The organism is Rhizobium sp. PP-F2F-G48, from assembly GCF_004342335.1.
Lineage (GTDB): Bacteria > Pseudomonadota > Alphaproteobacteria > Rhizobiales > Rhizobiaceae > Ferranicluibacter.
Genome location: NZ_SLVH01000001.1, coordinates 550,893 through 577,606, shown reverse-complemented (window position 1 = coordinate 577,606; position 26,714 = coordinate 550,893). Strand labels below are relative to the sequence as shown.

The 26,714-nt window shown below is 64.1% G+C and carries 22 protein-coding genes; 5 read left to right on the top strand and 17 right to left on the bottom strand.

Features of this window, described 5'->3' with window-relative positions:
- Nucleotides 1-2,067 carry a methyl-accepting chemotaxis protein gene (locus C8J36_RS02630; protein ID WP_132532308.1) on the bottom strand — a complete coding sequence of 689 codons (2,067 nt, stop codon included), beginning with the start codon at nt 2,065-2,067 and terminating at the stop codon, nt 1-3.
- A 224-nt stretch (nt 2,068-2,291) separates the two neighbouring features.
- On the opposite strand from C8J36_RS02630, the gene C8J36_RS24740 reads away from it, so the two are divergent.
- The 4 genes from C8J36_RS24740 (at nt 2,292) to C8J36_RS02615 (ending at nt 6,476) form a co-directional block, all read left to right on the top strand.
- The gene (locus tag C8J36_RS24740) at nt 2,292-2,444 is read left to right on the top strand and encodes a hypothetical protein (protein ID WP_165914928.1); all 153 of its coding nucleotides are present in this window, start codon (nt 2,292-2,294) and stop codon (nt 2,442-2,444) included.
- A gap of 151 nt (nt 2,445-2,595) precedes the next feature.
- Nucleotides 2,596-3,195 (top strand): SCO family protein, encoded by a 600-nt coding sequence (locus C8J36_RS02625; RefSeq protein ID WP_132532305.1) that lies wholly within the window; start codon nt 2,596-2,598, stop codon nt 3,193-3,195.
- A 116-nt stretch (nt 3,196-3,311) separates the two neighbouring features.
- A complete protein-coding gene (locus C8J36_RS02620; protein WP_132532302.1) occupies nt 3,312-4,193 on the top strand; it encodes a 50S ribosomal protein L11 methyltransferase in 882 nt (293 codons plus the stop codon).
- A 453-nt stretch (nt 4,194-4,646) separates the two neighbouring features.
- Nucleotides 4,647-6,476: an aminopeptidase P family protein gene (locus tag C8J36_RS02615; protein WP_132532299.1), complete on the top strand. Its 1,830-nt coding sequence runs from the start codon at nt 4,647-4,649 to the stop codon at nt 6,474-6,476.
- 61 nt (nt 6,477-6,537) lie between these two features.
- Here C8J36_RS02615 and C8J36_RS02610 read toward each other — a convergent pair whose 3' ends face one another.
- The 12 genes from C8J36_RS02610 to C8J36_RS02555 all read right to left on the bottom strand — a co-directional run bounded on the left by C8J36_RS02610 (nt 6,538) and on the right by C8J36_RS02555 (nt 20,938).
- Nucleotides 6,538-6,864 (bottom strand): AzlD family protein, encoded by a 327-nt coding sequence (locus C8J36_RS02610; protein WP_132532296.1) that lies wholly within the window; start codon nt 6,862-6,864, stop codon nt 6,538-6,540.
- Complete coding sequence (locus C8J36_RS02605) at nt 6,861-7,556, bottom strand: AzlC family ABC transporter permease (protein ID WP_132532293.1); 696 nt, start codon at nt 7,554-7,556, stop codon at nt 6,861-6,863. The genes C8J36_RS02610 and C8J36_RS02605 overlap by 4 nt, the downstream gene beginning before the upstream one ends.
- Nucleotides 7,557-7,753: 197 nt before the next feature.
- Nucleotides 7,754-8,587: a 3-methyl-2-oxobutanoate hydroxymethyltransferase gene (gene panB, locus C8J36_RS02600; protein ID WP_132532290.1), complete on the bottom strand. Its 834-nt coding sequence runs from the start codon at nt 8,585-8,587 to the stop codon at nt 7,754-7,756.
- The gene (gene panC / locus C8J36_RS02595; protein WP_132532287.1) at nt 8,584-9,459 is read right to left on the bottom strand and encodes a pantoate--beta-alanine ligase; all 876 of its coding nucleotides are present in this window, start codon (nt 9,457-9,459) and stop codon (nt 8,584-8,586) included. The genes panB and panC overlap by 4 nt, the downstream gene beginning before the upstream one ends.
- A 112-nt stretch (nt 9,460-9,571) precedes the next feature.
- Complete coding sequence (gene ligA, locus C8J36_RS02590; RefSeq protein ID WP_132532284.1) at nt 9,572-11,722, bottom strand: NAD-dependent DNA ligase LigA; 2,151 nt, start codon at nt 11,720-11,722, stop codon at nt 9,572-9,574.
- 139 nt (nt 11,723-11,861) lie between these two features.
- On the bottom strand, nt 11,862-13,535 hold the full coding sequence (recN, locus tag C8J36_RS02585; protein ID WP_132532281.1) for a DNA repair protein RecN: 1,674 nt from the start codon (nt 13,533-13,535) through the stop codon (nt 11,862-11,864).
- A gap of 21 nt (nt 13,536-13,556) precedes the next feature.
- The gene (locus tag C8J36_RS02580) at nt 13,557-14,375 is read right to left on the bottom strand and encodes an outer membrane protein assembly factor BamD (RefSeq protein ID WP_244481122.1); all 819 of its coding nucleotides are present in this window, start codon (nt 14,373-14,375) and stop codon (nt 13,557-13,559) included.
- Between the two features lie 222 nt (nt 14,376-14,597).
- Nucleotides 14,598-15,545: a UDP-3-O-acyl-N-acetylglucosamine deacetylase gene (lpxC, locus tag C8J36_RS02575; protein ID WP_132533009.1), complete on the bottom strand. Its 948-nt coding sequence runs from the start codon at nt 15,543-15,545 to the stop codon at nt 14,598-14,600.
- A 319-nt stretch (nt 15,546-15,864) separates the two neighbouring features.
- Nucleotides 15,865-17,673: a cell division protein FtsZ gene (gene ftsZ, locus C8J36_RS02570; protein WP_132532278.1), complete on the bottom strand. Its 1,809-nt coding sequence runs from the start codon at nt 17,671-17,673 to the stop codon at nt 15,865-15,867.
- Nucleotides 17,674-17,760: 87 nt separating this feature from the next.
- Nucleotides 17,761-19,092, bottom strand: a complete 1,332-nt coding sequence (gene ftsA / locus C8J36_RS02565) for a cell division protein FtsA (protein WP_062474158.1) — start codon at nt 19,090-19,092, stop codon at nt 17,761-17,763.
- Nucleotides 19,089-19,964, bottom strand: a complete 876-nt coding sequence (locus tag C8J36_RS02560; RefSeq protein WP_162242408.1) for a cell division protein FtsQ/DivIB — start codon at nt 19,962-19,964, stop codon at nt 19,089-19,091. The genes ftsA and C8J36_RS02560 overlap by 4 nt, the downstream gene beginning before the upstream one ends.
- Nucleotides 19,965-20,011: 47 nt before the next feature.
- Entirely contained in the window at nt 20,012-20,938 is a 927-nt protein-coding gene (locus C8J36_RS02555; RefSeq protein WP_132532275.1) for a D-alanine--D-alanine ligase, read from the bottom strand.
- Between the two features lie 457 nt (nt 20,939-21,395).
- On the opposite strand from C8J36_RS02555, the gene C8J36_RS02550 reads away from it, so the two are divergent.
- Nucleotides 21,396-22,700, top strand: a complete 1,305-nt coding sequence (locus C8J36_RS02550) for an MFS transporter (protein WP_132532272.1) — start codon at nt 21,396-21,398, stop codon at nt 22,698-22,700.
- Between the two features lie 178 nt (nt 22,701-22,878).
- Here C8J36_RS02550 and C8J36_RS02545 read toward each other — a convergent pair whose 3' ends face one another.
- From C8J36_RS02545 to murG, 4 genes are read right to left on the bottom strand one after another with little or no spacing between them, the layout of a single operon-like run.
- Nucleotides 22,879-23,130 (bottom strand): hypothetical protein, encoded by a 252-nt coding sequence (locus C8J36_RS02545; RefSeq protein WP_132532270.1) that lies wholly within the window; start codon nt 23,128-23,130, stop codon nt 22,879-22,881.
- Nucleotides 23,130-24,104, bottom strand: coding sequence for a UDP-N-acetylmuramate dehydrogenase (gene murB, locus C8J36_RS02540; RefSeq protein WP_132532268.1), 975 nt, complete (start codon nt 24,102-24,104; stop codon nt 23,130-23,132). The genes C8J36_RS02545 and murB overlap by 1 nt, the downstream gene beginning before the upstream one ends.
- Entirely contained in the window at nt 24,101-25,528 is a 1,428-nt protein-coding gene (murC, locus tag C8J36_RS02535) for a UDP-N-acetylmuramate--L-alanine ligase (RefSeq protein WP_132532266.1), read from the bottom strand. The genes murB and murC overlap by 4 nt, the downstream gene beginning before the upstream one ends.
- Nucleotides 25,525-26,649, bottom strand: coding sequence for an undecaprenyldiphospho-muramoylpentapeptide beta-N-acetylglucosaminyltransferase (gene murG / locus C8J36_RS02530; protein WP_062592468.1), 1,125 nt, complete (start codon nt 26,647-26,649; stop codon nt 25,525-25,527). The genes murC and murG overlap by 4 nt, the downstream gene beginning before the upstream one ends.
- Nucleotides 26,650-26,714: the final 65 nt, after the last annotated feature.

The following is a 26,714-nucleotide window of genomic DNA, read 5'->3' as shown; positions in this document are numbered from 1 at the left end:
TCAGAATTCTTCCCATTGATCTTTGGAACTGGAGGCCGGCGCTGTTGGAAAGGCGCCGGAAAGCTTGCCCATGAGCGCCTTTGCGGGCGACGGGGCCGGACGGGTATTGGCGGCTGCCGGCCGGATGGCCGCGGGGCGGGCATCCCCCGACCGCGTGGCGACAGACGTCAGTTTTGCGGGCGCCGCAGGGCGGTAGCTCGAAGACGACGAGGACGTCGCGCGGGGTGCGTGCGAGGACGCGGTCGCATAGGATGCCGCAGCGCCGCCGATGGCGAACTGGCCGATCAGGGCGGAAAGGCTTTCCGCATCCTGCGCCAGCGTATGGCTTGCGGCATTGGTCTGCTCGACCATGGCTGCGTTCTGCTGGGTCATCTGGTCGAGCTGGCCGATCGCGATATTGATTTCGTTCAGGCCCGTGGACTGCTCGCGTGCGGCAACGACGATGGTGCGCATATGCTCATTGATCTGGTCGACATCGGTTCCGATGCGGCCGAGCGCGTCGCCGGTCTCCTGCACCAGTCGCACGCCGGTTCCCACTTCGGCCGAAGCCCGGCTGACGAGGCCCTTGATGTCCTTGGCGGCGCCCGCGGCCCTCTGGGCCAGTTCGCGCACTTCCTGCGCGACGACGGCAAAGCCCTTGCCCGCCTCGCCGGCACGGGCAGCCTCGACGCCGGCATTCAGGGCGAGCAGGTTGGTCTGGAAAGCGATCTCGTCGATGACGTTGATGATCTTGCCGATCTCGGCGGAGGCATCCTCGATGCGCGCCATGGCGGCGACGGCCTCGCCCACGATACGGCCGGACTCCTCGGCATTGGCGTGGGTCCGGCTGACCATCTGGCTCGCCTCTTCCGCCTTCTCGGTGGCCGTGCGCACGGTGACCGTGATCTGGTCGAGCGCGGCGGAGGTCTCCTCGAGAGAGGCGGCCTGCTGTTCGGTCCGCTTGGCCAGATCGTCAGCCGCGGACCGCATCTGGCGTCCGTTGGCATTGATCGAGGCGCTGTTGTCGCGCATGCCCGAAAGCACGGTGCGCAGCTTCTCGACGGCCTGGTTGAAATCGAGGCGGAGCGATTCGAGGTCGGCACGGAACGGCGTATCGATGGCGATGGTCAACTGGCCATCCGCAAGCTTGTTGAGGGCCTGACCGAGGGCGGTGACGGCGCTCTGCACCTGGCGGGCGTCGTCGGCCGTTGCAGCGTCGCGCTGGCGACGATCCGTGTCGTTGTGACTGCGGCTGTCAGCGGCATCCCGCTCCAGCCGCTGCTTGTCGATGGCATCGGTGCGGAAGCGATCGACGCAGCGCGCCATGTCGCCGATTTCGTCGCTGCGCTCCACCGCGCCGACCGCCGTGGCGTAGTCGCCGCCGTGAATGCGCTGCATGCTGTCGCGCACGCCGAGGATGCCGCGGCGCAGGATATTGCCCTGCACGGTCAGCAACCCGAGAACGAGGCCCATCGAAAGAAGGCCGCAGACAAACTGCCAGAAGAAGGCATCGCCCGAGATGGCGCTCGCTTCCGCGATGCGCGCCTGCGTCAGCGCCATGCTGGCGTCGGCAAGATGTGCGAAACGCTCCGTCAGCTGTGAGCCGGCAGCGTCGATCTTGTCGTCGATCGCGTCGAAGGCTGCCTGGTCGGCGCCGGATTCGACCAATCCCTTGAGTTCCGTCTGGATGGACTGCGTCAATTGCGCAATCATCTCCGGGACGCCCACGCTCAGCTCCGGCTTGCCGACGGCTGCGGCAAGACCGGCGATCTCCCCGCTTGCGCGTGTCAGGCTGGACACCGTCGTGTCGATTTCGGTCATGCGATCCGGCGCGATCGCCTTGTCGGCCTTGTCGACGATCGTGTCCATGGCCGCAAGCACGAGGTCGAGGCTGGTGGCGCGCAAGGTGATCGCCTTGGTCTCGACGGTCTTCGCAATGCTGGCTTCATCCAGAACCCGCTCGACCTGCCGATGCTCGTACCATCCCGTCGCCAGGATGGCGCTGATGCCGACGAACGACGCCACGCCCAGCGTGGCCAGTCGCTGACTGACGGTAAGAGAGCTCTGACGGGTCTCGGGATGAATCATTAAAGCGTCCGGAATAGCGCGGATCGTGTCGCGCGCAGGTGAAGGAGCAGCGGTCACAGATGGCGATGGCGGGAACGGCCGACGTCATGTCGACGCGCAAAAGACCTGCACGGAAGGGAAGAATAACAGCGATGCGTTAAAGATCTGGTAAAGATGTTGGCAACGCTCTCCCGCTTCTAGCCGGCCGGCAGATGCGCTATATCGGTGTCATGGACAAACGCCACATGACCAGCCAAATCACCAACCATGCCGCCTTGATCGCCCTGACGGGCGCGGGCCTGCTGCTGGTCGGATGGGCGGGGCTGATCGGTTGGTGGAGATATGGCCCCGACATGATCCTCGCACTGGCCGCAGGCAGCCTGTCGCTCTGCTTCTGAGCGCGGGCACACAGAAACAGAAGACGCGGGGTGCCGCGGACGTGATCGTGGCGATGGGTTATGCCGTGCAAATCGGTTTGCGCGGATCGCCGCTTGGCTCTATGCCTTGCGCCTAAACAATGATGCGGCGTGGACGTGAGACGAGCCTGACATGAAACTTCTTCGAGTGGTGCTGTGGATTGCCGTTCTGGTCACGGCCTCCGCGCTTGGCTTTCTGACGTACAAGATGACGCAGACCAAGGAGGCCGCAGCCGGCGGTCCGTTCGGCGTACCCTTCACGCTGGTGGCGCAGAACGGTCAGCCGATCACGGAGAAGGCATTGACCGGCCGGCCTTCCGCCGTGTTCTTCGGCTTTACCCATTGCCCGGAAGTCTGCCCGACGACGCTGTTCGAGATGAACGGCTGGCTCCAGACGGTCGACCCCGACAACACCAAGCTCAACGCCTTCTTCGTCACCGTCGATCCCGAGCGCGATACGCCGGAGATCCTCGGCCAGTACGTCTCCAACGTCACCAGCCGCGTGACCGGCATTTCCGGCCCGCCGGACAAGGTGATGGAGATGGTCAAGGGCTTCAGGGTCTTTGCCAAGAAGGTGCCGCTCGACGCCGCCAAACCGGATGGGGACTACACGATGGACCATTCGGCTTCCGTGTTCCTGCTGGATGCCGACGGCGGCTTCCGCGGCACCATCGCCTATGGCGAGAACACGGAAACGGCGATCCAGAAACTGAAGAATCTCACCAAGAGCTGACCGGAACGCCGCGCGGGGCGAGCGGCGGGGAGCGCCATTCGGCATTTTGGCCGTGCAAAGCCCTGCCGTCGTGGTAAAGCGCTCATCCGAAGCTCTTGAGACCCGAAGGACGACCCGTGGCTGATTTGCGCCTCTATCTCACCACCACCGAAAAAGGTGCCGACAGCATTCTCGCCCTCATGACCGACGCCTTCGAAGACGAAGGCCATGCGATCGCAACCATGGAGATGGACGAGAAGCGCAATATCTGGGAGGCGTCCGTCTATCTCGACTTCGCCGAAGAGAATGAGGTCCGCGCCCGGTTCGCCGACATCGTGGAGCACTGGAAACCCGGCACCGAGATCCTGCGCGAGGAAATCCCCGACATCGACTGGATCGCGAAGTCGCTTGAGGGTCTGAGCCCCGTCGCCGCCGGGCGTTTCCTCGTCCATGGCTCGCACGACCGGGACAAGGTGCGGGCCGGGCAGATCGCCATCGAGATCGATGCCGGCGAGGCCTTCGGCACGGGCCATCATGGCACCACGGCCGGCTGCCTGGAGATGATCGAGAGCGTGGCGCGGTCGCGCAGCGTCACCAATGCGCTGGATCTGGGAACGGGCAGCGGCGTGCTCGCGATCGGCCTGCGCAAGATCAAGACCGTGCCGGTGCTGGCCACCGACATCGATCCGATCGCGACCCGAGTCGCCCGCGAAAACATTCGCCGCAACGGTATCGCGAGCGGCATCTCTGCCGTCACGGCCACCGGTTTCCAGTCGCCGGCCTTCGCCGAACACGGCCCCTTCGACCTCATCATCGCCAACATTCTCGCCCGTCCGCTGATGCGCATGGCGCCGGAGCTTGCCCGTCACCTTCAGCCCGGCGGCTCAGTCATTCTCTCCGGCATCCTCGCCGAGCAGCGCTGGAAGGTTCTGTCCGCCTACAATGCCCAGAAGCTGCGCCATGTCCGCACGCTCTGGCGCAATGGCTGGGTGACCATCCACCTCGACAGCCGCGCCTGAGGCGCCTCACCGACAGACGACGACACGAAAATGGCCGTCCGTTGCTTTCGCATCGGACGGCCTTTTTTTCAAAACGAAGGCGATGCCGAAGCATCGCCCGTGACCGGCAAGCCGGCCATGTCCGCGAGCTCAGGGAGGAGGATCGCTCAAGCGGACTCTGCGTGATCCCTAAACGTTGCCCGGAGGGAGGAGAAGGCCAACGATCGAACGGATCACTCAGACGATTGCCTCTCGGCATCTGCGGGAACAGGGTGTTCGCAGCCCGTCCGTTGGCAGCCCTTCTAACGCTTTCAGCGAAACCAGCTAGAGGCTGGCGCGAATAGGTGCCATGCAGATTCCGCATAAGTATGATGAATGGCCATGCGCACCGGCCAGCCGACCGCTTTGATGGGACAGCGCAGCCGGATTTGCTATAAGCGGACAACCCCTTTCATTCGCATGCAGGAAGACATCATGTTCCAGTCCTTCGACGTCACCTCCACTCCGCAGTTCGGGCGCGAACGGGCTGAAGGTCTCCGCGCTTCCTTCGACACGCTCGGTGTCGATGGCTTTCTCGTGCCGCGCGCCGACGAATATCAGGGGGAATATGTCCCGGCCTGCGCCGAGCGCCTCGCCTGGCTGACGGGCTTCACCGGCTCGGCCGGCATCGCCCTCGTGATGCGCGAGACGGCGGTGGTCTTCGTGGACGGACGCTACGTCACGCAATTGGCCGAGCAGGTGGACGGCACGGTCTTTACCGGCGGCGACCTGATCGGCGAGCCGCCGCATCTCTGGATCGAGCGCCACGCGCCGAAGGGCTTCCGTCTCGGCATCGATCCATGGCTGCACACCAGCGCCGAGGTGCGCCGACTGGAAACCGCACTTGCAAAGATCGGCGGGACGCTCATTCACCTCGACCACAACCCGCTCGACCGGCTGTGGGCCGAGCGGCCGGACATGCCGCTCGGCCGCGTCGTTATCCAGCGAATCGAGCAGGCCGGCATCCTCGCCACCGAAAAGATCGCCGACATGGCCGAAACCGTGGTGAAGGCCGGGGCTGCGGCCGTCGTTCTCACCGACCCCTCCTCCGTCGCCTGGACCTTCAACCTGCGCGGCAACGATGTTCCCCACACGCCGCATCCCCTCGCCCGCGCGATCATCCATGCCGATGGCGGTGCCGAGATCTTCCTCGACGCCCGCAAGACCGGCATCGAGGAGAAAGCCTATCTGACCCAGATGGCCGATATCAAGGCGCCCGAGACCTTCGGAGCCCGGATATCGACGCTCGCTGCATCCGGCGTCGGCCTCATGCTCGATCCGGACCACGCCGCCTTCGCGCTGGCCGACCGGATCCGCAAGGACGGCGGCACCGTCATCGAGGCTGCCGATCCCGCCCGGTTGCCGCGGGCGCGTAAGAACGCGGTGGAACTCGAGGGCTCGGCCCGCGCCCACCTGCAGGACGGCGCCGCCATGGTCGAGTTCCTCGCCTGGCTCGACGGCACGACGCCCGGGACGGTCACCGAGATCGCCGCGACGGAAAAGCTCGAAGCCGTGCGGATGGCCTGCGGCGAGCGGCTGCAAAATCCGCTGAAGGACGTGTCCTTCGACACGATCGCCGGCGCGGGGCCGCATGCGGCGATCATGCATTATCGCGTCACGCGCGAAAGCGACCAGCCGCTCGAAGCAGGCACCCTGTTCCTGATCGACTCCGGTGGCCAATACGTCAACGGCACCACGGACATCACCCGCACCGTGGCGATCGGCAACGTGCCCGAAGAGCAGAAGCGCTTTTTCACGCTGGTTTTGAAGGGCATGATCGCGATCAGCACGGCGCGCTTTCCCAAGGGCACGCGTGGGGTGGAGCTCGATCCGCTCGCCCGCATCGCCCTGTGGAAGGCGGGTGCCGATTACGGCCACGGGACCGGGCACGGCGTCGGGTCCTACCTCTCGGTCCACGAGGGACCACAGCGCATCTCGCGCGCCGGCATGCAGGAGCTTCTGCCCGGCATGATCCTCTCCAACGAGCCCGGCTATTACCGTCCCGGCGCCTTCGGGATCCGCATCGAGAACCTGCTGCATGTCCTGGAGCCCGCCGCGATCGAGGGCGGCGACCAGAAGATGCTCGGATTCGAGACGCTGACCTTCTGCCCGATCGACCGCCGGCTTATCCTGCAGGAGCTTCTGACCGAAGAAGAACGCGTCTGGATCGATGCCTATCATGCCGAAACGCGCGAAAAGCTGGCGCCGCTGATCGACAGCGCGGCGGTGAAAAGCTGGCTGGAGACCGCGACGGCAGCGCTTTAGAGCGAGGTCGGAAACGGGCATCGGCCGGAGGAAGGAAAACCCTCGTCGGCCGAAGCCCGGGTCAGAACAGCCCGGCCGTGCGAAGCACCATGACCACGGCCCATCCGGCCAGCAGCATGGGCAGCGCCGAAAATCTCAGGCCAACGAGAAAGGCGGCAAGGATCGCGATCGTCACATCCACGCCGCCATAGACGATCGCGGGCGCCACCAATGTCGAGAGGACCGCAGCCGGCACGGCGTTGAGCGCCGCTTCCATCCGCGGTGGAATGCGCTCCATCCGCGCCATCATGATCGCGCCGCCGATGCGCGTGAGATAGGTGGCGATGGCCGCGAGGATGATAACGGCGATCAGCCGAAGATCCTGCGGCAGGAAATGATCGAAGCTCATCGCGCGGCCTCCCCGGATTTGACCGGCAGGCAGGCGGCGAGCACGACGCCGGCGAGCGCGCCGATGCTGACATGCCAGGGCGAACCGACGAGGCGCATCGCGATGACCGACACGACGGAGCTGACCGCGACCACCGGCAGCCAGTTGTCGCGGCTGCGAAAGCCGAGCACCAGCGCCATGAAATAGATCGGCAACATCACATCGAGGCCGATCGCCTTGGGATCGCCGATCAACCCGCCGAAGACGGCGCCGAGGGCGGTCGCGACCAGCCAGGGCAGGTAGATCGCAAGGCCGAGCCCCATATACCAGACGAAGGTGACCGGCTCGCCGCGCTCGCCCCGCTTCTCCGTTTCGGCATATTGCGGATCGGTCAAAAGAAAGAGCGCCGCCGCTTTCTGGACAAGCGAGAAATGCGCGATGTGGCGCGCCATGGAGGCGGAATAGAGGACGTGGCGGAAGTTGACCGCAAAGACCGACAGCACGATCAGCCATGGCTGGACGGCATGGCCGAAGAGATCGAGCCCCACCATCTGGCTCGCGCCGGCAAACACCGTCGCGCTCATGAAGAGCGCATCGACGATGCTGAAGCCGTTGTCGATGGCAAGCGCGCCGAACAGCGCTCCGAAGGGGGATGCGGACAGGACGATGGGAACGCCACGGCGGGCGCCGTCCCAGAAATCACGAGATGCCATGCAGACAATCCAAGGGCTTTGCCGAACCGGCGGCACGAGAGCATGTCCGGACAGAGCATGGCTGCTCGGCCGTCGAACGATGCGGCGATCGAAAAGGGCTGTACCCGGCTTTAGCCATCGATCCCGGCATCGGCAAATGAAATCCGCTGATGACCGGATCAACCAGCGTCATGCATCGTGCGGCGGCAGGAGGCCGTTCAACTTTTGACCGTGAACGTATGCTCGGGGCCGGGGAAGCTGCGCGCCTTCACCTCGTCTGCATAGGCCTTGGCGGCGGCCGATATGTCGGGTGCGAGAGTGGCGAAGTGCTTGACGAACCTCGGCTTGAAATCGTTGAAGAGGCCGAGCATGTCGTCGGATACGAGGATCTGCCCGTCGCAGGCCGGCGATGCGCCGATGCCGATGGTCGGCGCCTTGAGGGAAGCGGTGATCTCGCGGGCGAGCGGCTCGACGGTCCCCTCGACCACGATGGCGAAGGCCCCGGCATCGTCGATCGCCTTCGCATCCCGCCGGATCTTTGCTGCCTCCCGCTCGTTGCGACCGAGCGAGCGGTAGCCGCCCGTGGTGTTGACCAGCTGCGGCATGAGCCCGACATGACCGAGAACCGGAATGCCCCGGCTCGCCAGGAAATCGACCGTCTCCGCCATTTCCGCCCCGCCTTCGAGCTTGACGGCATTGCAGCCGGTCTCCTTCAGGATGCGCGCGGCATTGCGAAACGCCTGCTCGCGGCTTTCCTGGTAGGAGCCGAACGGCATGTCCACCACGACGCAGGCCGCCGACGTTCCCCGCATCACGGCTTGGCCATGGGCGATCATCATCTCCAGCGTCACGCCGAGCGTCGAATCCATGCCGTAGAGCACCATGCCGAGCGAATCGCCGACCAGCAGGAAATCCACATGCGGATCGAGCAGCCGGGCGATCGGCGTCGTATAGGCCGTGAGGCTGACGATCGGCCGCTCGCCCTTGAGCGCCTGGATGGCGGAGGGTGTGAGGCGGCGGCGGGGTGTGGGGGACGCGGGCTGAACGCTCATGACAGGCGGCTTTCGAGAGAGGACGACGGTGGATAAACGCGATTGTCGAGGAGCCGCGTGGCGCCGAACCGCACGAAGAGAAGCACAAGCACCGGACGCCCCGAAACCGTGTCGATGGGGGCAAGGGTTTCCGGATCGCGAACGGCGACGACCTCGGGCACCGCGAGGGGCTCGCGGCGGATGAAGTCGGTGACGGCCTGTTCCAGCGCGTCCGCCGAGCCTATGCCAGCGCCGAGCAGCCGTCCGGCCTCGTCCAAAGCCTGCGGCACGATCGCGGCCGCGCGGCGTTCGTCCGGCGAGAGGTAGACATTGCGCGAGGAGAGAGCGAGACCGTCGGCATCCCGCACGGTCGGGACGGCCACCACCGCGACCGGCTGCGCAAGATCCTCGACCATGCGGCGGATGATCTGAACCTGCTGATAATCCTTCTCGCCGAAATAGGCGCGGTCCGGCTGGACGAGATTGAAGAGCTTCGTCACCACGGTCGCGACGCCCGCAAAGTGTCCCGGACGCACCGCCCCTTCGAGTTCGGCCCCGAGCGCGGGAACATCGACAACCGTCTCCATGGCCCGCGGGTACATATCGGACACGCCGGGCGCAAACAGGATATCGACGCCGCCGCCAAGCAGCATCGCCTGGTCGCGCGCGAGATCGCGCGGGTAACGCGAGAGATCCTCGCCCGCCCCGAACTGAAGCGGATTGACGAAGATACTGGCGACGACGATGTCATTGCTGGCACGCGCCTGCCGCACGAGGTCCATATGCCCCGCATGGAGATAGCCCATGGTCGGCACGAGGCCGATCGAGCGCCCGGCCCGCCGATGATCGCCGACCAACCGCCGCAGATCCGCAATCGCTGAAACTGTCTCCATCCCGGACCTCCCCTCCGTTACAGGCATCCGGTATCGCGTGCCGTGCCGGAAGACAATTCAAAGCCGACGCAGGAGCAAAATAAACGGCTGATGGACGAAGAACGGCGACGCCTCACCCGCCGATCAAAGCCAGCCATTCGTCCTCGTCCATCGTCAGAACGCCAAGCTCCCGGGCCTTGTCGAGCTTGGAGCCCGCACCGGGACCGGCGACGAGAATATCTGTCTTCTTGGAAACCGACCCGGAGACCTTGGCACCCAGACTCTCCGCCCGCGCCTTGGCCTCGTCGCGCGTGAATTTTTCAAGTGACCCGGTAAAGACCACCGTCTTTCCCGCCACCGGGCTCCCCCCGCCCGAAGGCGCCTCCGCATCGAGCGGCGTGACCTGTTCGAGCAGACGATCGACCACCGCCACGTTTCGCTCTTCCTTGTAGAACTCCACGATAGCCCGCGCGACGACCTCGCCGATCCCGTCGATCCGGTTGAGGTCGTCCCGGGCCTCCGACCCCGGCTCGCCCGCCGCCCGCATCGCTTTGTCGAACTCGCCATAGCTGCCATAGGAGCGGGCGAGCAACTTCGCCGTGGTCTCCCCGATATGGCGAATGCCGAGCGCATAGATGAAGCGGGGCAAAGCCACCTGACGCCGCTCGTTGATCGCCTCGTAGAGCTTGCGGACGCTGACCTTGCCGAACCCGTCGATATTTTCGAGCTTGGAGAGCGAACCGTTCTGCCGCTCTTCCAGCGTAAAAATGTCAGGAGCGGTGCGGATCGACAGGCTTGGGTCTTCCGCGGCAAAGAAGAAGTCGATCTGCTTGGCACCGAAGCCCTCGATATCGAAGGCGTTGCGCGAAACGAAATGCTTCAGATGCTCCACCGCCTGCGCCCGGCAGACGAAGCCGCCGGTGCAGCGCGTGACCGAATCGACCTTGCCGGTCTTCTCGTTGACCTCCCGCACCGCATGGCTGTGGCAAATGGGACAGGTCTTCTGAAAGACGTACGGCGTGCTGTCGGCCCCGCGCTTCTCCTCGACGATATCGACGATCTGCGGAATGACGTCGCCGGCGCGCTGGACGATGACGGTATCGCCGATGCGGATATCGCGCCCGTCGCGCAGCGGCTGGCCGGCATTGCCGATGCCCTTGATGTAATCCTCGTTGTGCAGCGTCGCATTGGTGACGACGACCCCGCCGACCGTTACCGGCACGAGGCGCGCCACGGGCGTCAACGCCCCGGTCCGTCCCACCTGGATATCGATGGCGGTCAGAATGGTAAAAGCCTGTTCGGCCGGAAACTTGTGCGCGGTCGCCCAGCGCGGCGAGCGCGACCGGAAGCCGAGCCGGCGCTGCAAAGCGAGGTCATCGACCTTGTAGACGACGCCGTCGATGTCGTAGTCCAGCTCCGGCCGCTGCAGGCCGATCCGCCGATAGTGATCGAGGATTTCGGCAACCGATGTCAGCCGCTGCGTCAGCGGATTGACCGGGAAGCCCCAGCCCTTCAGGGCCTCGACCATGCCGGACTGGGTATCCGACGGCATCTCCGACATCTCGCCCCAGGCATAGGCGAAAAAGCGCAGCTTGCGCGTCGCGGTGATCGCGGGATCGAGCTGGCGAAGCGAGCCCGCAGCCGTGTTGCGCGGATTGACATAGGTCTGCCGGCCCTCGGCTTCCATCTGCGCATTGAGCTTGAGAAAATCGCTCTTGGCCATGTAGACCTCGCCGCGCACCTCGACCACATCGGGCGCGCCGTCGGGAAGCGTTTGGGGAATTTCCGCGATCGTCCGGATATTGGTGGTGACATTCTCGCCCGTCGTGCCATCGCCTCGCGTGGCAGCGGTCACCAGCGTGCCCTTCTCATAGCGCAGCGACATCGAAAGGCCGTCGATCTTCGGCTCGGCCGTGAACGCGATGGAATCATCCGGCAACCGGCCGAGAAACCGGTAGACGCTGGCGATGAAGTCGCTGACGTCCTCGTCGGAAAACACGTTGTCGAGCGACAGCATGGGACGGGCATGGGTGACCTGCTGGAAGAGGCCGGACGGTGCCGCGCCGACTTTTCCGGAAGGACTATCGGGCCGCACGAGATCGGGAAAGCGCGCCTCGATCTCGCCGTTGCGCCGCTTCAGCGCATCATATTCCGCGTCCGATATCTCCGGCTCGTCCTTGCCGTGATAGAGCGCATCGTGACGGGCAAGCTCGGAGGCCAGAAACGCCAGTTCCTCCACGGCATCGGCTTCGCTCAGCGCATCCACGGGCTTCGTATCGGTCATGGCGCTCACTCCTGCTGTCGGGAGTGTTGTAGCGAAAATCATTCTTTTGAGAAGAGGAGGAAGCTGGCGATTCCAAGCCTATCGCTCGGAAGATTTCGCGTAAGGACTTGTGACTACGCTTAAAAAAGCAGCTCCGACCTCAGCCGCCGCCGGCCAGCAATTTCGCCGCCGCCGCCCGCGCCTCCTCGGTGATCGAGGCGCCCGCGAGCATCCGGGCGATCTCTTCGGTGCGGGCCTTGTCGTCCATGCGCGCCACCCGCGTCGCGATCATCTCCGAGGATTTTTCGGACGGGCCCTTGGAGATCAAAAGATGCGTCGCCGCCCGCGCGGCCACCTGCGGCGCATGGGTGACGGAGAGCACCTGAACCGTCTTCGACAGCCGCTTCAGCCGCTGCCCGATCGCATCGGCCACCGCGCCGCCGACGCCGGTGTCGATCTCGTCGAAGACGAGCGTCGGAGCGGAGCCGCGGTCGGCAAGCGCCACCTTCAGCGCCAGAAGAAAGCGCGACAGTTCGCCCCCCGAAGCGACCTTCATGATCGGCCCGGGCCGTGTACCCGGATTGGTCTGCACGTGGAATTCGACCGTATCGATGCCCTCGGCCGTCAGTTGCGTCGGGTCGCTCACGACTTCCGCCATGAAGCGCGCGCGCTCCAGCTTCAAGGCCGGCAGCTCCGCCATGACCGCTTCGGACAGCGCATGGGCGGTGTTGTGTCGCTTGGAGGACAAAGCGGCGGCGGCCGCGTCGAAATCGGCCCGTGCGATGGCGACCTGCGCCTCGAACTGCTTCAGCTTTTCCTCGCCGGCATCGAGATCGGCCACGCTGTTGATCATGCGCACGGCCAGCGCCGGAAGCTCGGTGACGGGAACCGAATATTTGCGGGCGGCGGCACGCAGTGCAAACAGCCGCTCTTCCACCCGCTCCAGTTCCTTCGGATCGTATTCCGTCCGCCGCAAGGCCGCATCGACCGCCATCTGCGCGTCGGACAAATGGTTCAGCGCCAGATCGAGCAGGTTGACGGTTTCCTCCAGCAGGCCCGGCGCCTCATGGCTCTTGCGCTCCAGGCGCCGCACCAGAGAGGCGATCTGCGGCACGGGAGAGGCGTTGCCGTTGAGAAAATCGCTGGCCTCGCTGATATCCGACGCGATGCGCTCGGATTTCATCATCGTCGCCCGGCGCTCGGCAAGCTCGTCCTCCTCGCCATCGAGCGGCGACAGGGCTTCGAGTTCCTCGACGGCGGCGCGCAGGTAATCGGCCTCGCGCGCGGCGGCATCCACCTTTTCGCGGTGGCGCTTCAGGCTGCGCTCGGCGTCCCGCCAGATCCGGAAAAGATCGCCGACCGTCTCGGCCTCGGCCGTGAGGCCGCCGAAGGCATCGAGCAGCAGCCGGTGGGCATGGGTATCCACGAGCGCGCGATCGTCATGCTGGCCATGGATTTCCACGAGCCGCTGGCCTGCCTGACGCAGGAGCTGGACGGAGACCGGCTGGTCGTTGACATAGGCCTTGGTGCGGCCGTCGGAGGATTGCACGCGGCGGAAAATCAGATCGCCATCGTCATCGATGCCATTTTCGCGCACGAGCACACGGGCGGGATGATCCATCGCGACGTCGAAGACGGCCGTCACCTGCCCCTTGGTCCCGCCATGCCGCACGAGCGAACCGTCGCCGCGACCGCCGAGCGCTAACGAAAGACTGTCGAGCAGAATAGACTTCCCAGCCCCGGTCTCGCCGGTCAGGACCGAAAGGCCCGCATCGAAGGACAGATCAAGCCGTTCGATCAGGACGATATCGCGGATCGAGAGCTGTGCAAGCATTCGGTCTTCTGTTCTTTCGGATCAGACGCCGAGAAGCTTCTTGCCGGCCCGGGAAATCCAGGATCCGCCATTCTCGCGCGGCTCGAGCCCGTTGGTCTGCAGCAGCTTGTAGCTGTCCGCATACCATTGGCTGTCGGGATAGTTATGTCCGAGAACGGCGGCAGCCGTCTGGGCTTCGCTGGTGATCCCCATGGCGAAATAGCTCTCGACGAGGCGGGCCAGCGCTTCCTCGACCTGGTTGGTGCCGGCATACTGCTCGACCACGGTGCGGAACCGGGTGACGGCGGCCAGATATTCCTTGCGCTCCAGATAATAGCGCCCGACTTGCATTTCCTTGCCGGCGAGCTGGTCCTTCGCATAGCGGATCTTGGCCTGCGCATCCTCGACATATTCCGAATTCGGATATTTATCGACGACGACCTGCATGGCCTCGATCGTCTTGAAGGCCGGCTTCTGGTCCTGCGTGACCGTGGGGATCTGCTTGGAATAGGCGAGACCCAGAATGTACTGGGCGTAGGCCGCGTCTTCCGATTCGGGATAGAGATTGAGATAACGGCTGGCCGCGTTGATCGCGTCCTGGTTCTGACCCTGGCGGTAGTTCACGAAGGCCTTCATCACCAAGGCTTTGCGGGCATATTCGGAGAACGGCTGCTGCTTGTCGATCGCGTCGAACTTGCGCGCGGCTTCCGTCGTCTTGCCCGCATTCAGGTTGGCGAGGCCCTGATTGTAGAGCACCTCAGGCGGATCGGTTTCGGCCGAGAGCTTGGTGATGTCGATGTCGGGGTCGTTCTGGCAACCGGTGACCACGATGCTGGTTGTCGCCGCAACAAGCGTGACCATCGCCACGCGCTTGATCGTCTTCCATTCGAAGCCGTCTGCAAAAACCATCAGAAAATCCCAACTCGAGTGGCAGCTGCCCCGCCGCCGACCATGCGGTTCTAGATCATACTAGAACAAGTCCGCAACGTCATGGTGATCGAATAACGCAATTTTGTGGCATCGCGTCCATGAAAAAGCCGGTCTTGTGACCGGCTTTAAGGCAATTCCGATGGCTGAGATGCGTCAGGCCGAGAGTTCGGAGGCGCCGGCGACCTGCTTCTCGCGGGGAAGACGCGTCCGCGGCATGGCCGTTTCCACGATCTCGTAAGCGGTGGCATCGCTGAACAGAGCCTGAAGCGCATTGGCATTCATCTTGTGGCCACCGCGATAGGAGCGGTAGCAGCCGATGAACGGCAGGCCCGCCAGCGCCAGGTCGCCAACGGCGTCGAGCGTCTTGTGACGGACGAACTCGTCCTTGGCGTAGCGCAGGCCCTCGACATTGATGACCGTATGGTCGTCGGCAATGACGACAGAGTTTTCAAGCGACGAACCGAGACCACGACCGGCCGCCCACATCCGCTCGACATCGCGCATGAAGCCGAAGGTGCGGGCGCGCGAAAGTTCGTTCTTGAAGGTCGCAGCCGTCATGTCGCCCTTCCAGGACTGGCGGCCGATCAGCGGCGTGTCGAAATCGATCTCGACTTCGAAGCGCATGCCGGCGTCATAGGGCACGAACTCGGACCAAGAGGCGCCATGCTCGATGCGCACCGGCTTCAGGATACGAATGTAGCGACGCTTGACGGCGAGCGCCTTGATACCCGTCTGCTCGATCGCTTCGATGAAGGGTGCGGAGCTGCCGTCCATGATCGGCATTTCGGCGCCGTGAACCTCGACCAGCAGATTGTCGATGCCGACGGCATAGATGGCGGCCATCACATGCTCGATCGTGGCGATCCAGGTGGCCGGGGACGTGCCGAGAATGGTGCAGAGATCGGTATTGCCGACATTGGAGGACACGGCGCGATATTCGCCGAGAACACGCTCGCCCTCGACGCGCTGGAAGACGACGCCGGTATTGGCCTCAGCGGGGTGGAAGGTGATCGAAACGTCGGTGCCGGAATGAACGCCCGTGCCGCTCAGGGTGACCTGGTCGGCGATCGTCGTCTGAAATCCCAGCAGTCCAATTCCCAGTCCCATACTCTTCACTTTCACAATCCTGGCGGCGAGCCGCCCTATTCCGTGTCTGCAAGATACGTCTTTGAGCCTCAGGTCAACCTTTCGCCGGCACATGCGACGTGCGGCCTGATCCTTCGAAGCGGTCGAGAGCGCGGATATCCACAGACTTTCGAGTTTGAAGATAAGGCCCTCGTTCGGCCATTCCAAATCACTGTTTCTTTCGCTTTGTAACGCTTCTCCGTCTGCAACTATCCCGTTGCAAACATAGCGGAAAAACGGAAAAGCCTGGGCTTGGAGCCCAGGCGTTCCGGCAAGGTAGAAGGCGGGTGGAAAATCAGTTCGACTGACGGCGCAGGAACGCCGGAATCTCGAGCTGATCGTCGTCCTGCGCACGCGGCTGCGGGTTCGTGCGGCCGCGTTCGTCGAGCGCACCGCGACGCGGTGCGTAGACGCTCGCCTCGGGGGACAGCGGACGGCGCTGCTGCGATGCAGCGCTCGGCGCTCCCGAGGTCATGTCCGACGCGACGGAATGGTCTTCCTCTTCGCGGCGGCCGAGCGAATTGGTGATTCGCTTGAGAAGGCCCATCGGACCACGCTCTTCTTGGTGCGCTGCAGCCGGCTGTGACCGGTGCTCGGCTTCGGCCTTCACCATCGGCGGGAAGTCCTCGACCTTGGGCATGCGGGCCTGTTCCGGCTGGCGCATCATCGGAGCGGGCTCGTGACGCTGAACCATCGGCTCATGCTGCATGTAGGGTGCCTGAACCTGCTGGTGTACCGGCTGGGAATGCATCGGAGCGGCCTGCATCGGCTGCTGCTGGTACATCGGCATCTCGACCGGAGCCGGCTGCATGGCAACCTGCGGCGCCGGAGCCCGCATGACGGGGGCGGCTTCCGGTGCGGCACCGGCAAACAGCTTGCTCTGCGGACGGAAGTCGTCCTGGGCCTTTTCGGCAGCGCGCGCCTGGATCAGGAGCTCGCGTTCGATTTCGGCCTGGCGGATGGCTTCGGCGATGTGGTCGGCCTGCGGCGCCTGGGCGACCGGCTGGGGAGCCGGCTGCTGCATGACGGGGGCGGGCTGGGCCTGCATGGCGGGTGCGGCGGCCGGAGCTGCCGGACGCGTGGCGGGCTTTGCTGCTACCGGGCGAAAGCTGGAAGTCCGATCGGCCACCTCCGCGGCCGTACGATCGATTCCGGTTGCAACGACGGAGACACGAATCATGCCTTCGAGCTCTTCGTCGAACGTCGCGCCGAGAATGATGTTGGCGTCCGGATCGACTTCTTCGCGGATGCGGGTCGCAGCTTCATCGACTTCGAACAGCGTCATGTCGCGACCGCCGGTGATCGAGATCAGCAGGCCCTGCGCACCCTTCATCGACGTTTCGTCGAGGAGCGGGTTGGCAATCGCGGCTTCGGCAGCTGCCATGGCGCGGCCATCGCCGGAGGCTTCGCCGGTGCCCATCATCGCGCGGCCCATCTCGCGCATGACCGAGCGAACGTCGGCGAAGTCGAGGTTGATGAGGCCTTCCTTGACCATCAGGTCGGTGATGCAGGCAACGCCCGAATAGAGCACCTGATCGGCCATCGCGAAGGCGTCGGCGAAGGTGGTCTTGTCGTTGGCGATGCGGAAGAGGTTCTGGTTGGGGATGACGATCAGCGTATCGACCGACTTCTGCAGTTCGGCGATGCCCTGATCGGCAAGACGCATGCGGCGCTGGCCTTCGAAGTGGAACGGCTTGGTAACGACGCCGACGGTCAGAATGCCCTTGTTGCGCGCCGCCTGTGCGACGACCGGAGCAGCCCCCGTCCCCGTGCCGCCGCCCATGCCGGCGGTGACGAAGCACATATGCGTGCCGGAGAGGTGATCGATGATCTCGTCGATGCACTCCTCGGCGGCTGCACGACCGACTTCCGGCTGCGAACCCGCGCCGAGACCTTCGGTAACGGCCACACCCATCTGGATGATTCGTTCGGCCTTGGTCATGGTCAGTGCCTGGGCGTCCGTGTTGGCGACAACGAAGTCGACGCCCTGGAGGCCTGCGGTGATCATGTTGTTGACGGCATTGCCGCCGCCGCCGCCGACACCGATGACGGTGATGCGGGGCTTGAGCTCGGTGATATCCGGCTTCTGCAAGTTGATGGTCATTTTACCCGTTCCTTCCTGGTTTCTGGTCGCCTTGCCGAGCCGACCAAATCTCAATTCACTCTTATGCCGGTCCTACCTTACGCGAACCTAGAAACTCTCTTTCAGCCACTGACCCATTCGGGCGATGCGGCTGTCGCCGCCGCCGAGCGATGACAGCATCCCGCCCTGGGCGGCATGCGTCTCCATCTCGGCGACCTGCGGGTAGATCATCAGGCCGACGGCCGTGGAAAAGGCCGGACCCTTGGCCGCCGGCGGCAGGCCGGAGACACCAAGAGGGCGACCAATCCGCACATTGCGGGCGAGAATACGGCGCGCGGCTTCCGGCAGACCCGTCAACTGGCTTCCGCCGCCGGTCAAAACGACGCGCTTGCCAACGATCGGCGAGAAGCCGGAACGCTGGATGCGGTCGCGAATGAGTTCGAGCGTTTCTTCGACGCGGGCGCGAACGATTCGCGAGACGAGCGCGCGCGGCACGTGAGTCGGCTGGTCGCGATCGTCCTCGCCGATCGGGGGAACCGTGACCATTTCGCGCTCGTCGGCATCGTTCGGCATGGCCGAGCCATGCACGACCTTCAGTCGCTCCGCGTCTTCGATCCGGGTCGAAAGACCACGTGCAAGGTCCGTCGTCACATGATGTCCGCCAAGGCTTACGGCATCGGCATGTACGAGCTTGCCTTCGGCAAATACCGAGATCGTCGTCGTACCGCCGCCCATGTCGATGCAGGCGCAGCCGAGTTCGACCTCGTCGTCCACCAGGGCCGAAAGACCGCTGGCATAAGGCGTCGCGACGATGCCCTCGACCGAGAGATGCGCCCGGTTGATGCAGAGCTCAAGATTTTTCAGGGCCGCACGTTCGGCCGTCAGCACATGCATGTCGACGCCGAGGCTGTCGCCGAACATGGCGAGCGGATCGCGGATGCCGCGTTCGCCGTCGAGCGAGAAGCCCGTCGGCAGAGAATGGAGAATCACACGGTCCTGACGCTGCGAGCGCTGGCCGGCAGCCGCAAGAACCCGCTTCAGGTCGGCCGCATCCACTTCCTGGCCGCCGAGATCGACGGACGCGGTGTAGATGTCGCTCTGCAGACGGCCTGCGGAGACGTTGACGATCAGGCTGTCGATGGTGAGCCCCGCCATGCGCTCGGCCGCATCGACGGCCAGCCGAACGACGCTTTCGGCGGCGTCCAGATCGGCGATCACGCCGTTCTTCATGCCATGCGACTTGTGATGGCCGAGACCGATGACCTCGATCGCATGGGTGCGACCGGGCAGGATCTGGCTTTCGGCGCGCGGTGTCAGGCGGCCGATCATGCAGACGACCTTGGTCGAACCGATGTCGAGAACCGAAACGATATGCGATCGCTTCGCCGACAGGGGCTTTAGACGCGGCAGGCCGAAATGCGACGAACCGAACAGGCTCATATGCGGTCCTCTTGGCTCTCAAGTTTCTTGAGCTGCTTGGTACGGGCTTCCAGGGCGACCTGTCGGCGCTCTGCGGCGCCGGGGGTCAGTTGTATGGTGGTGCGATCTTCGAGACGAAGATCGATGGCGGCGATGTCGCGCTCCAGCAGCTGCTGGCCCTCCTCCATCGTGGACAGCACCTGCATGGCGCGGTCGAGATCCTGCTCGGGAAGCTTCACCATGACGCCATTGTCGAGGATCAGATCCCAACGACGGCCGGCGACACGGACATAGGCCTTCACGCGGCCGGCGATTTCCGGCCATTCGGCGAAGCGGGCATAGAAGCCGGCCGCAGCCGTTTCCGCATCCCGACCGACGAACAAGGGCAGTTCGGCGAACTTGTTGTCCCGCAACGGCGCGATCACGCTGCCGCTCTTTTCGATGAGCGACAGGTCGGAGCCGTGCTGCCAGATCCCGAACGCCTTGCGCTCCTTCAGGTTGACCTCGACCGTGCCGGGATAGACCTTGCGAACCGTCACCTCTTCGACCCAGGGCATCTTGGCGATGGCCAGACGCGCGGCGTCGATATCGAGGGCGACGAGCGACGTTGCGCCATCCAGACCGATCTCCTGCAGGATGTCGATTTCCGATGTCTGGTCGTTGCCCGAAATCTTGACGTCCTCGATGGCGAAGCCGGCCGCCGTCGTCGTTGCCTTGGCGACTTCAGGCGTGTGCCCGCCGATCGCCATGCCGTAGAATCCGGTTGCCGCAAACAGGGCCAGCGCCGAGACGGTGCCGGTATAGGGGGCGAAATGGATGCGGCCGGTGCCGAGCGCCACGAAGAAGCGGGCCACACGGCGCAGAGGACGCGGCAGGACGACATGGCCCTCCATATCGCGATATTCCTGCGGCGCGCGGACACGGCTCTGAAGACGACCTCTCAACGCAAACACGACGCATCCTCCACGATCCAGCTGAGGAACTCACCAAAGGAATGGCCGGCATGAACCGCCATTTCAGGCACCAGCGATGTCGGGGTCATGCCCGGCTGCGTGTTGATTTCGAGCCAGATCAGCTCGCCCTCGCCGGAGGAGCTGTCGTCGAGGCGGAAGTCGGAGCGGCTGACACCGCGGCACCCCATCGCATGATGTGCCGCAACGGCCAGTCTTTGAATGTTTTGGTAAATATTCGGTAAAATTTCCGCCGGAATGACGTGCGTGGAGCCGCCCTTCACATATTTCGAATCATAGTCGTAGAAGGCATGCCCCTGCGGGATGATTTCGGTCACGGCGAGCGGCTCGCCACCCATCACGCCGCAGGTGAACTCGCGGCCGGGAATGTAGCGCTCGACCATGACGAGGTCGCCATAGCGCCATTCGCTGGAGGTGATGATCTGCGGCGGATGCGACTGCTCCTTCTGGACCATCACGACGCCGAAGCTCGACCCTTCCCGCACCGGCTTGACCACATAGGGCGTGGGAATGGGATGGTCCCGGCCGAAATCGTGCCGGTCCATGACCTTCGCCTCGGCGACGGGAATGCCCGCAGCCTTCGCGACGATCTTCGCCTGCGCCTTGTCCATCGCGAGCGACGAGGCGAGAACGCCGGAATGCGTGTAGGGAATTTGGAGATATTCCAGGATACCCTGGATCGTCCCGTCTTCGCCGAACGGTCCATGCAGCGCGTTGAACGCCACATCCGGGCGAAGCGCCCCAAGAACGGATGCGACATCGCGATCCACATCGACGCGGGTGACGCGATAGCCGAAGGCTTCCAGCGCATCGGCACAGGCGGCGCCCGAAGACAGGCTGACCGGCCGCTCCGACGAGAAGCCCCCCATCAACACGGCAACGTGTTTGCCACTCATGAAAACCCCTGCCATTTCTTCTCGATCCGATGGCGGCGAAGCGACCGTGTCGAACCTCGACTCAATGCCTGCCTGCTGACGCTCACTAAAGCGTCATTAAGGTTAACGAACCGTTTACTTTCGTTAACCCGAAGCGTCGGGAGGTCCCTCCGAGGCACCACGGCATCCGCGAACCTGACGCCTGTGATGAAAATGGCACGGGCCCCGATCTGCATGGCTGGAGAGGATTTCGATGCGGTTTCCGCGGCCAAACCACGTGCCGTCCCCGCTTTCGCCCAAAGGCCGGGCATCGAGCGGGGGATCCCCGCTTCGGCTATGCGCCAGCGTTGCACCTCATGCGTTACCGCCGGACTCTGCGTCATATTATTGCGCGAACAGGGTTTCTTCCGACATTAACTTGCCCTATGAAGCCGCCAGCTACCTATGAGGGTGGCGGATCCTCAACACGGACAAGATCATGACCAACGCGATATCTTCGGTATCGCCGACGGCAGACGTCTTGGACGCACGCGCTACCAATTCCCCGGCTCGCGTGCTCCTGGCGAGCCTCGTCGGCACCACCATCGAATTCTTCGATTTCTACGTCTATGCGACGGCTGCCGTCCTCGTGTTTCCGACGCTGTTCTTCCCGAACAACGACCCGACGACGGCGCTTCTGGCATCCTTTGCCACCTTCTCCATCGCCTTTTTCGCCCGCCCGCTCGGCGCGGTCGTCTTCGGCCATTATGGAGACCGGGTCGGCCGCAAGACCACGCTGGTCGCGGCTCTTCTGACCATGGGCATTTCGACCGTCATCATCGGCCTTCTCCCGTCCTATGACTCCATCGGCGTTGTCGCACCGCTGCTTCTGGCCTTGTGCCGGTTCGGCCAGGGCTTCGGGCTTGGCGGAGAATGGGGCGGTGCCGTTCTGCTCGCGACAGAAAATGCGCCCGAAGGCAAAAAGAGCTGGTACGGCATGTTCCCGCAGCTCGGCGCGCCTGTCGGCCTGTTCCTGTCCTCCGGCGTTTTCTGGCTGCTGCTGCATGTCATGTCGCAGGAGGCGCTGCTCAGCTGGGGATGGCGCGTGCCCTTCATCGCCTCGATCCTGTTGGTCGCGGTCGGCCTCTGGGTCCGTCTCTCCATCACCGAGACGCCCGCCTTCCAGAAGGCGATCGACAGCCACGAGCGCGTCCAGGTTCCGGTCGTCGAACTCTTCCGCAACCACAAGCGAAGCCTCGTTCTCGGCACCTTCGTGGCGCTTGCGACCTTCGTGCTCTTCTATATCGGCTCGGCCTATCTCCTGTCGTACAACATCAAGGTCCTGAAGCTGCCCTTCGTCGATGCGCTGGAAATCCAGCTCCTCGGCGCCGTCCTCTTCGGCATCTTCATCCCCATCGCCGGCAAGCTCGCCGAGCGATTCGGCCGCCGCGAGATCCTGATCGGCGTCACCGTGCTGATCGGCATCTTCTCCTTCTTCCTTCCCGGTCTCCTGACCAGCGGCGAAGCGAGCGTCGTGCTCTTCGTCGTCATCGGCATGGCGCTGATGGGTATCACCTACGGCCTGATCGGAACGGCGCTGGCCGCCCCCTTCCCGACCAATGTCCGCTACACCGGCTCCTCCATCACCTTCAACTTCGCCGGCATCTTCGGCGCCTCGCTCGCGCCCTACATCGCCACATACCTGCAGGCGACCTACGGCATGACCGCGGTCGGCTACTACGTGCTGTTTGCAGCCATCATCACGCTCATCTGCATCCTGCTCTCCGGCAAACACGAAGTCTGACCTCAAGCAGAATCAGAACAAGCAAAAAGGCCGCGATGTCCCTGACATCGCGGCCTTTTTTCAATGACAATGGGCCGAGTTCACCGGCCCGGATTGTTGTAGTAATCATATGCGATCCATCCCAAGGTGATCGCGGAAACGATCCATGGGAAAACATACCAGACGAAGTCTTGCGAGGTCATGCTTTCAACCCTCCAAGGATGCGGTGTCCAGCCCAATGTAAGAGAGCTGCGCCCAAAATCCAACGACCGAACACCGCCAGCCCGCGCATCGTGGTCGACTCGGGCTTGAGCGACAGCACCTGCCCCAAACCGCCAACGGCAAGAAACGCCGTGGACAGCCTGTCAAGCGCACCGGCGGCGAGCTTGCGCCTTTCGTTGCCAACGAGCTTGCGGCGCGAAGCCTCGATATCGGCCTCGCCCTCCGCCATCACACCGTCGCCCGGCCCAGAAACTCCCGCACCTCATAACCGGCCATGAAGGTGCCGATCCGCTTGATCTCCCATTCGAGCTTGATGCCGGAATGCTCCATCACGCGCTGGCGCACGGTTTCGCCGAGATATTCGAGCTCGTAGCCGCTCGCCTGTCCCGTATTGATCATGAAGTTGCAGTGCATCGGCGACATCTGGGCGCCGCCGATCATCATGCCGCGGCAGCCGGCCTCGTCGATCAGCTTCCAGGCGGAAAGTCCGTCCGGATTCTTGAACGTCGAGCCACCGGTCTTCTCGCGAATCGGCTGAACGGTCTCGCGGTGCTGGCGCACGGCGTCCATGTCGGCGCGGATCTTCGCCTTGTCCTCTGGATAGCCCTCGAACACGGCATGCGTGAAGATCAGGTGCTTCGGCGCGCTCGAATGCCGGTAGCTATAGCCCATGTCGGCATTGCTGAGCACGTGCGTCTCGCCCTTCCGGTCGATCGCGTGCACTTCGACCACCCGCTCGCGCGTCTCGCCGCCATTTGCGCCGGCATTCATGCGCAAGGCGCCGCCGACCGTGCCGGGAATGCCGTAATAGAAGAAGAATCCACCGATCCCATGATCGAGCGTCATGGCCGCGAGGTTCTTGTCCGGGCAGATCGCACCCGCCTTGACCCGGTTGTCGCTCACGAGCTCGATATCGCCGAACCCCTTCGCCGACAGCCGGATGACGACGCCGGGAATGCCGCCGTCGCGCACCAGGAGGTTGGAGCCGACGCCGGCCACCATCACGGGAACCTCGTCCGGAACGAGCTTCAGGAAGGTCACGAGATCGTCGAGGTCATGCGGCTGGAACATCAGTTCGGCCAGGCCACCGGCGCGGAACCAGGTCACGCGGTCCATGGGCGCATCCGGCGTCAGCCGTCCCCTAAGCGCGTTGACGCCCTCGCCGAGCGATGCGAGCAGCTTTGTTCCGTCGACCTGTTTCATGCGTCCTGTCCCGTCCCCTGCCCTGTGATCTCGGCCAATTCCTTTGGCAGCGCCGCAGCCCAGTAGGTAATGCTGCCGGCGCCCAAAAGAACCACGAAGTCACCGGGTTGTGCAATGGTGGAGACCAGAGGCGCAAGGGCTTCCGGCCCTTCTATGGAACGCGCGTCGCGATGTCCGCCGGCTTTGATGCGGGAAACCAGCTCCTGCGACGAAATTCCCTCGATCGGCTCCTCGCCGGCCGAGTAGACGGGCGACAGGAGAATCGTATCGGCATCGTTGAAGCAGGCTGCAAAGTCTTCGAACAGGCTCTGCAGACGGGAGTAACGGTGCGGCTGGTGGACGGCGATGATTCGGCCCTGGCAGGCCTCGCGCGCCGCGCGCAGCACGGCCTTGATCTCGACCGGGTGATGCCCGTAGTCGTCGTAGATCCGCACGTTGTTCCACTCGCCGGTGAAGGTGAAGCGCCGCTTGACGCCCCCGAAGGAGGCGAGGCCCTTGGCGATATCCTCCGGCTTCATCCCGAGCCGATTGGCAACCGCAATCGCGGCGGTCGCGTTGGACACGTTGTGGCGGCCGGGCATCGGCAGGCGCAGGTCCTTCAGTTCGATCAGCTGGCCGGTCCGCCGGCGGCGGATGGCGACGTCGAAGATCGAGGTTGCCCCGTCCATGCGAATATTGAAGAAGCGAACGTCGGCCTGCGGGTTTTCGCCGTAGGTGATGACCTTGCGGTCCTCGATCTTGGAGACCATCGTCTGAACCTCGGGATGGTCGAGGCACATGACGCCGAAGCCGTAGAACGGGACGTTTTCGACAAACTGGCGAAACGCCGCCCGGACCTGGTCGAACGTGCCGTAATGGTCGAGATGTTCGGGGTCGATGTTGGTGACCACGGCCACGTCGGCCGGCAGCTTCAGGAAGGTGCCGTCGGATTCGTCGGCCTCCACCACCATCCATTCGCCGGCACCCATGCGGGCATTGGTGCCATAGGCGTTGATGATCCCGCCATTGATGACCGTCGGGTCGAGACCGCCGGCGTCCAGGAGCGCTGCGACCATCGATGTTGTCGTCGTCTTGCCATGCGTACCGCCGATGGCGATCGAACTGCGGAAGCGCATGAGTTCGGCCAGCATCTCGGCACGACGCACGACCGGAAGCAGCTTCTCGCGCGCCGCGATCAGTTCCGGATTGGTCTTCTTGATGGCGGTGGACACCACGACGACCTCGGACTCGCCGAGGTTCTCGGCCTTGTGGCCGACGAAGACCTCGATGCCCTTTTCGCGCAACCGCTGGACGTTGGCGCTGTCGGACTGATCGGATCCCTGGACGCGGTGACCGAGATTGTGCAGCACTTCCGCAATGCCGCTCATCCCGATCCCGCCGATACCGATAAAATGGACGAGGCCGATCGTCTGCGGCAGTTTCATGAGCGTTTTTCCTTGAATTGGGCAATCGTCTGGCCGCTGGCAATAGCCTCTACCATGCCGGCAAGCAAGCGCGCGGCATCCGGGCGGCCGGCAGCCTTGGCGCTGGTCGCCATCTCGGCCATGCTCTCCGGGCTGTTCATCGCGTCGCGGATGAAGCCGGCGAGAACCTCCGGCGTCAGATCCTTTTGCGGCACGAGCCGGGCGGCGCCGGTCTCGGCCAGAGCCGCGGCATTGGCGGCCTGGTCATGATCGAGCGCGAACGGATAGGGCACGAGAATGGAGGGGCGGCCGATCACGGCGATCTCCGACACGGTGGACGCCCCGGAACGGCAGATGAGCAGATGCGCCGCTGCGATGCGTCCCGCCATATCGGTAAAGAAGGGAGAGATCTCCGAGGTGAGCTCGAACTTGGACATCGCCGTGCGCGCGCCGTCGAGATCCTCCGGTCGGGCCTGCTGCGTCACATGCAAGCGCGCGCGCAACGCGGGCTCGAGCAGAGCGATGGCCGCCGGAATCGCCTTTGAGAAGAACTGCGCGCCTTGGCTGCCCCCGAACACGACCAGGCGGAACGGCTCGCCCGCGCCGGATGCCGCATAGGGAACCTCGGCGGCTTCGAGCACGGCCGGGCGAACCGGATTGCCGGTCGTCACCGTCTTGCGCGCATAGCGGCCATCGGTCTCCGGCAGAAACCCGCCGGCAATCGCCGTGACCCGCCCGGCAAGTCCCTTGTTGGCGCGCCCCATGACGGCATTCTGTTCGTGGATGATCGTGGGAATGCGCAGCCGACTGGCCGCCAGAAGCGGCGGGACGGTCGGATATCCGCCGAAACCCACGACCACCTTCGGCGCAAGGGTCTTGATGATCGCCCGCGCCTCGCGCAGTCCGGACCACAGCTGCCAGAGGGAGGACGCAACCTTCACAGGATTGCGCGAGCCGATCGTTGCGGACCGCACGACATGGATCCGCTCGGCAGGAAACGAACCGGCATAACGCTCGGCCCGATGGTCGGTGATCAGGTGCACCGTGAAGTCCAGTGCGGCCAGTTCGTGCGCGAGCGCCTCGGCTGGAAAAAGATGACCGCCGGTACCTCCGGCGGCTAGCATGACGATGCCCTTGGTCAAGACTCGAGACCTCCAGTACGAAACGTGTTGCGCGAAACGGCGCAGCTATGTGTCAAAATCGAACG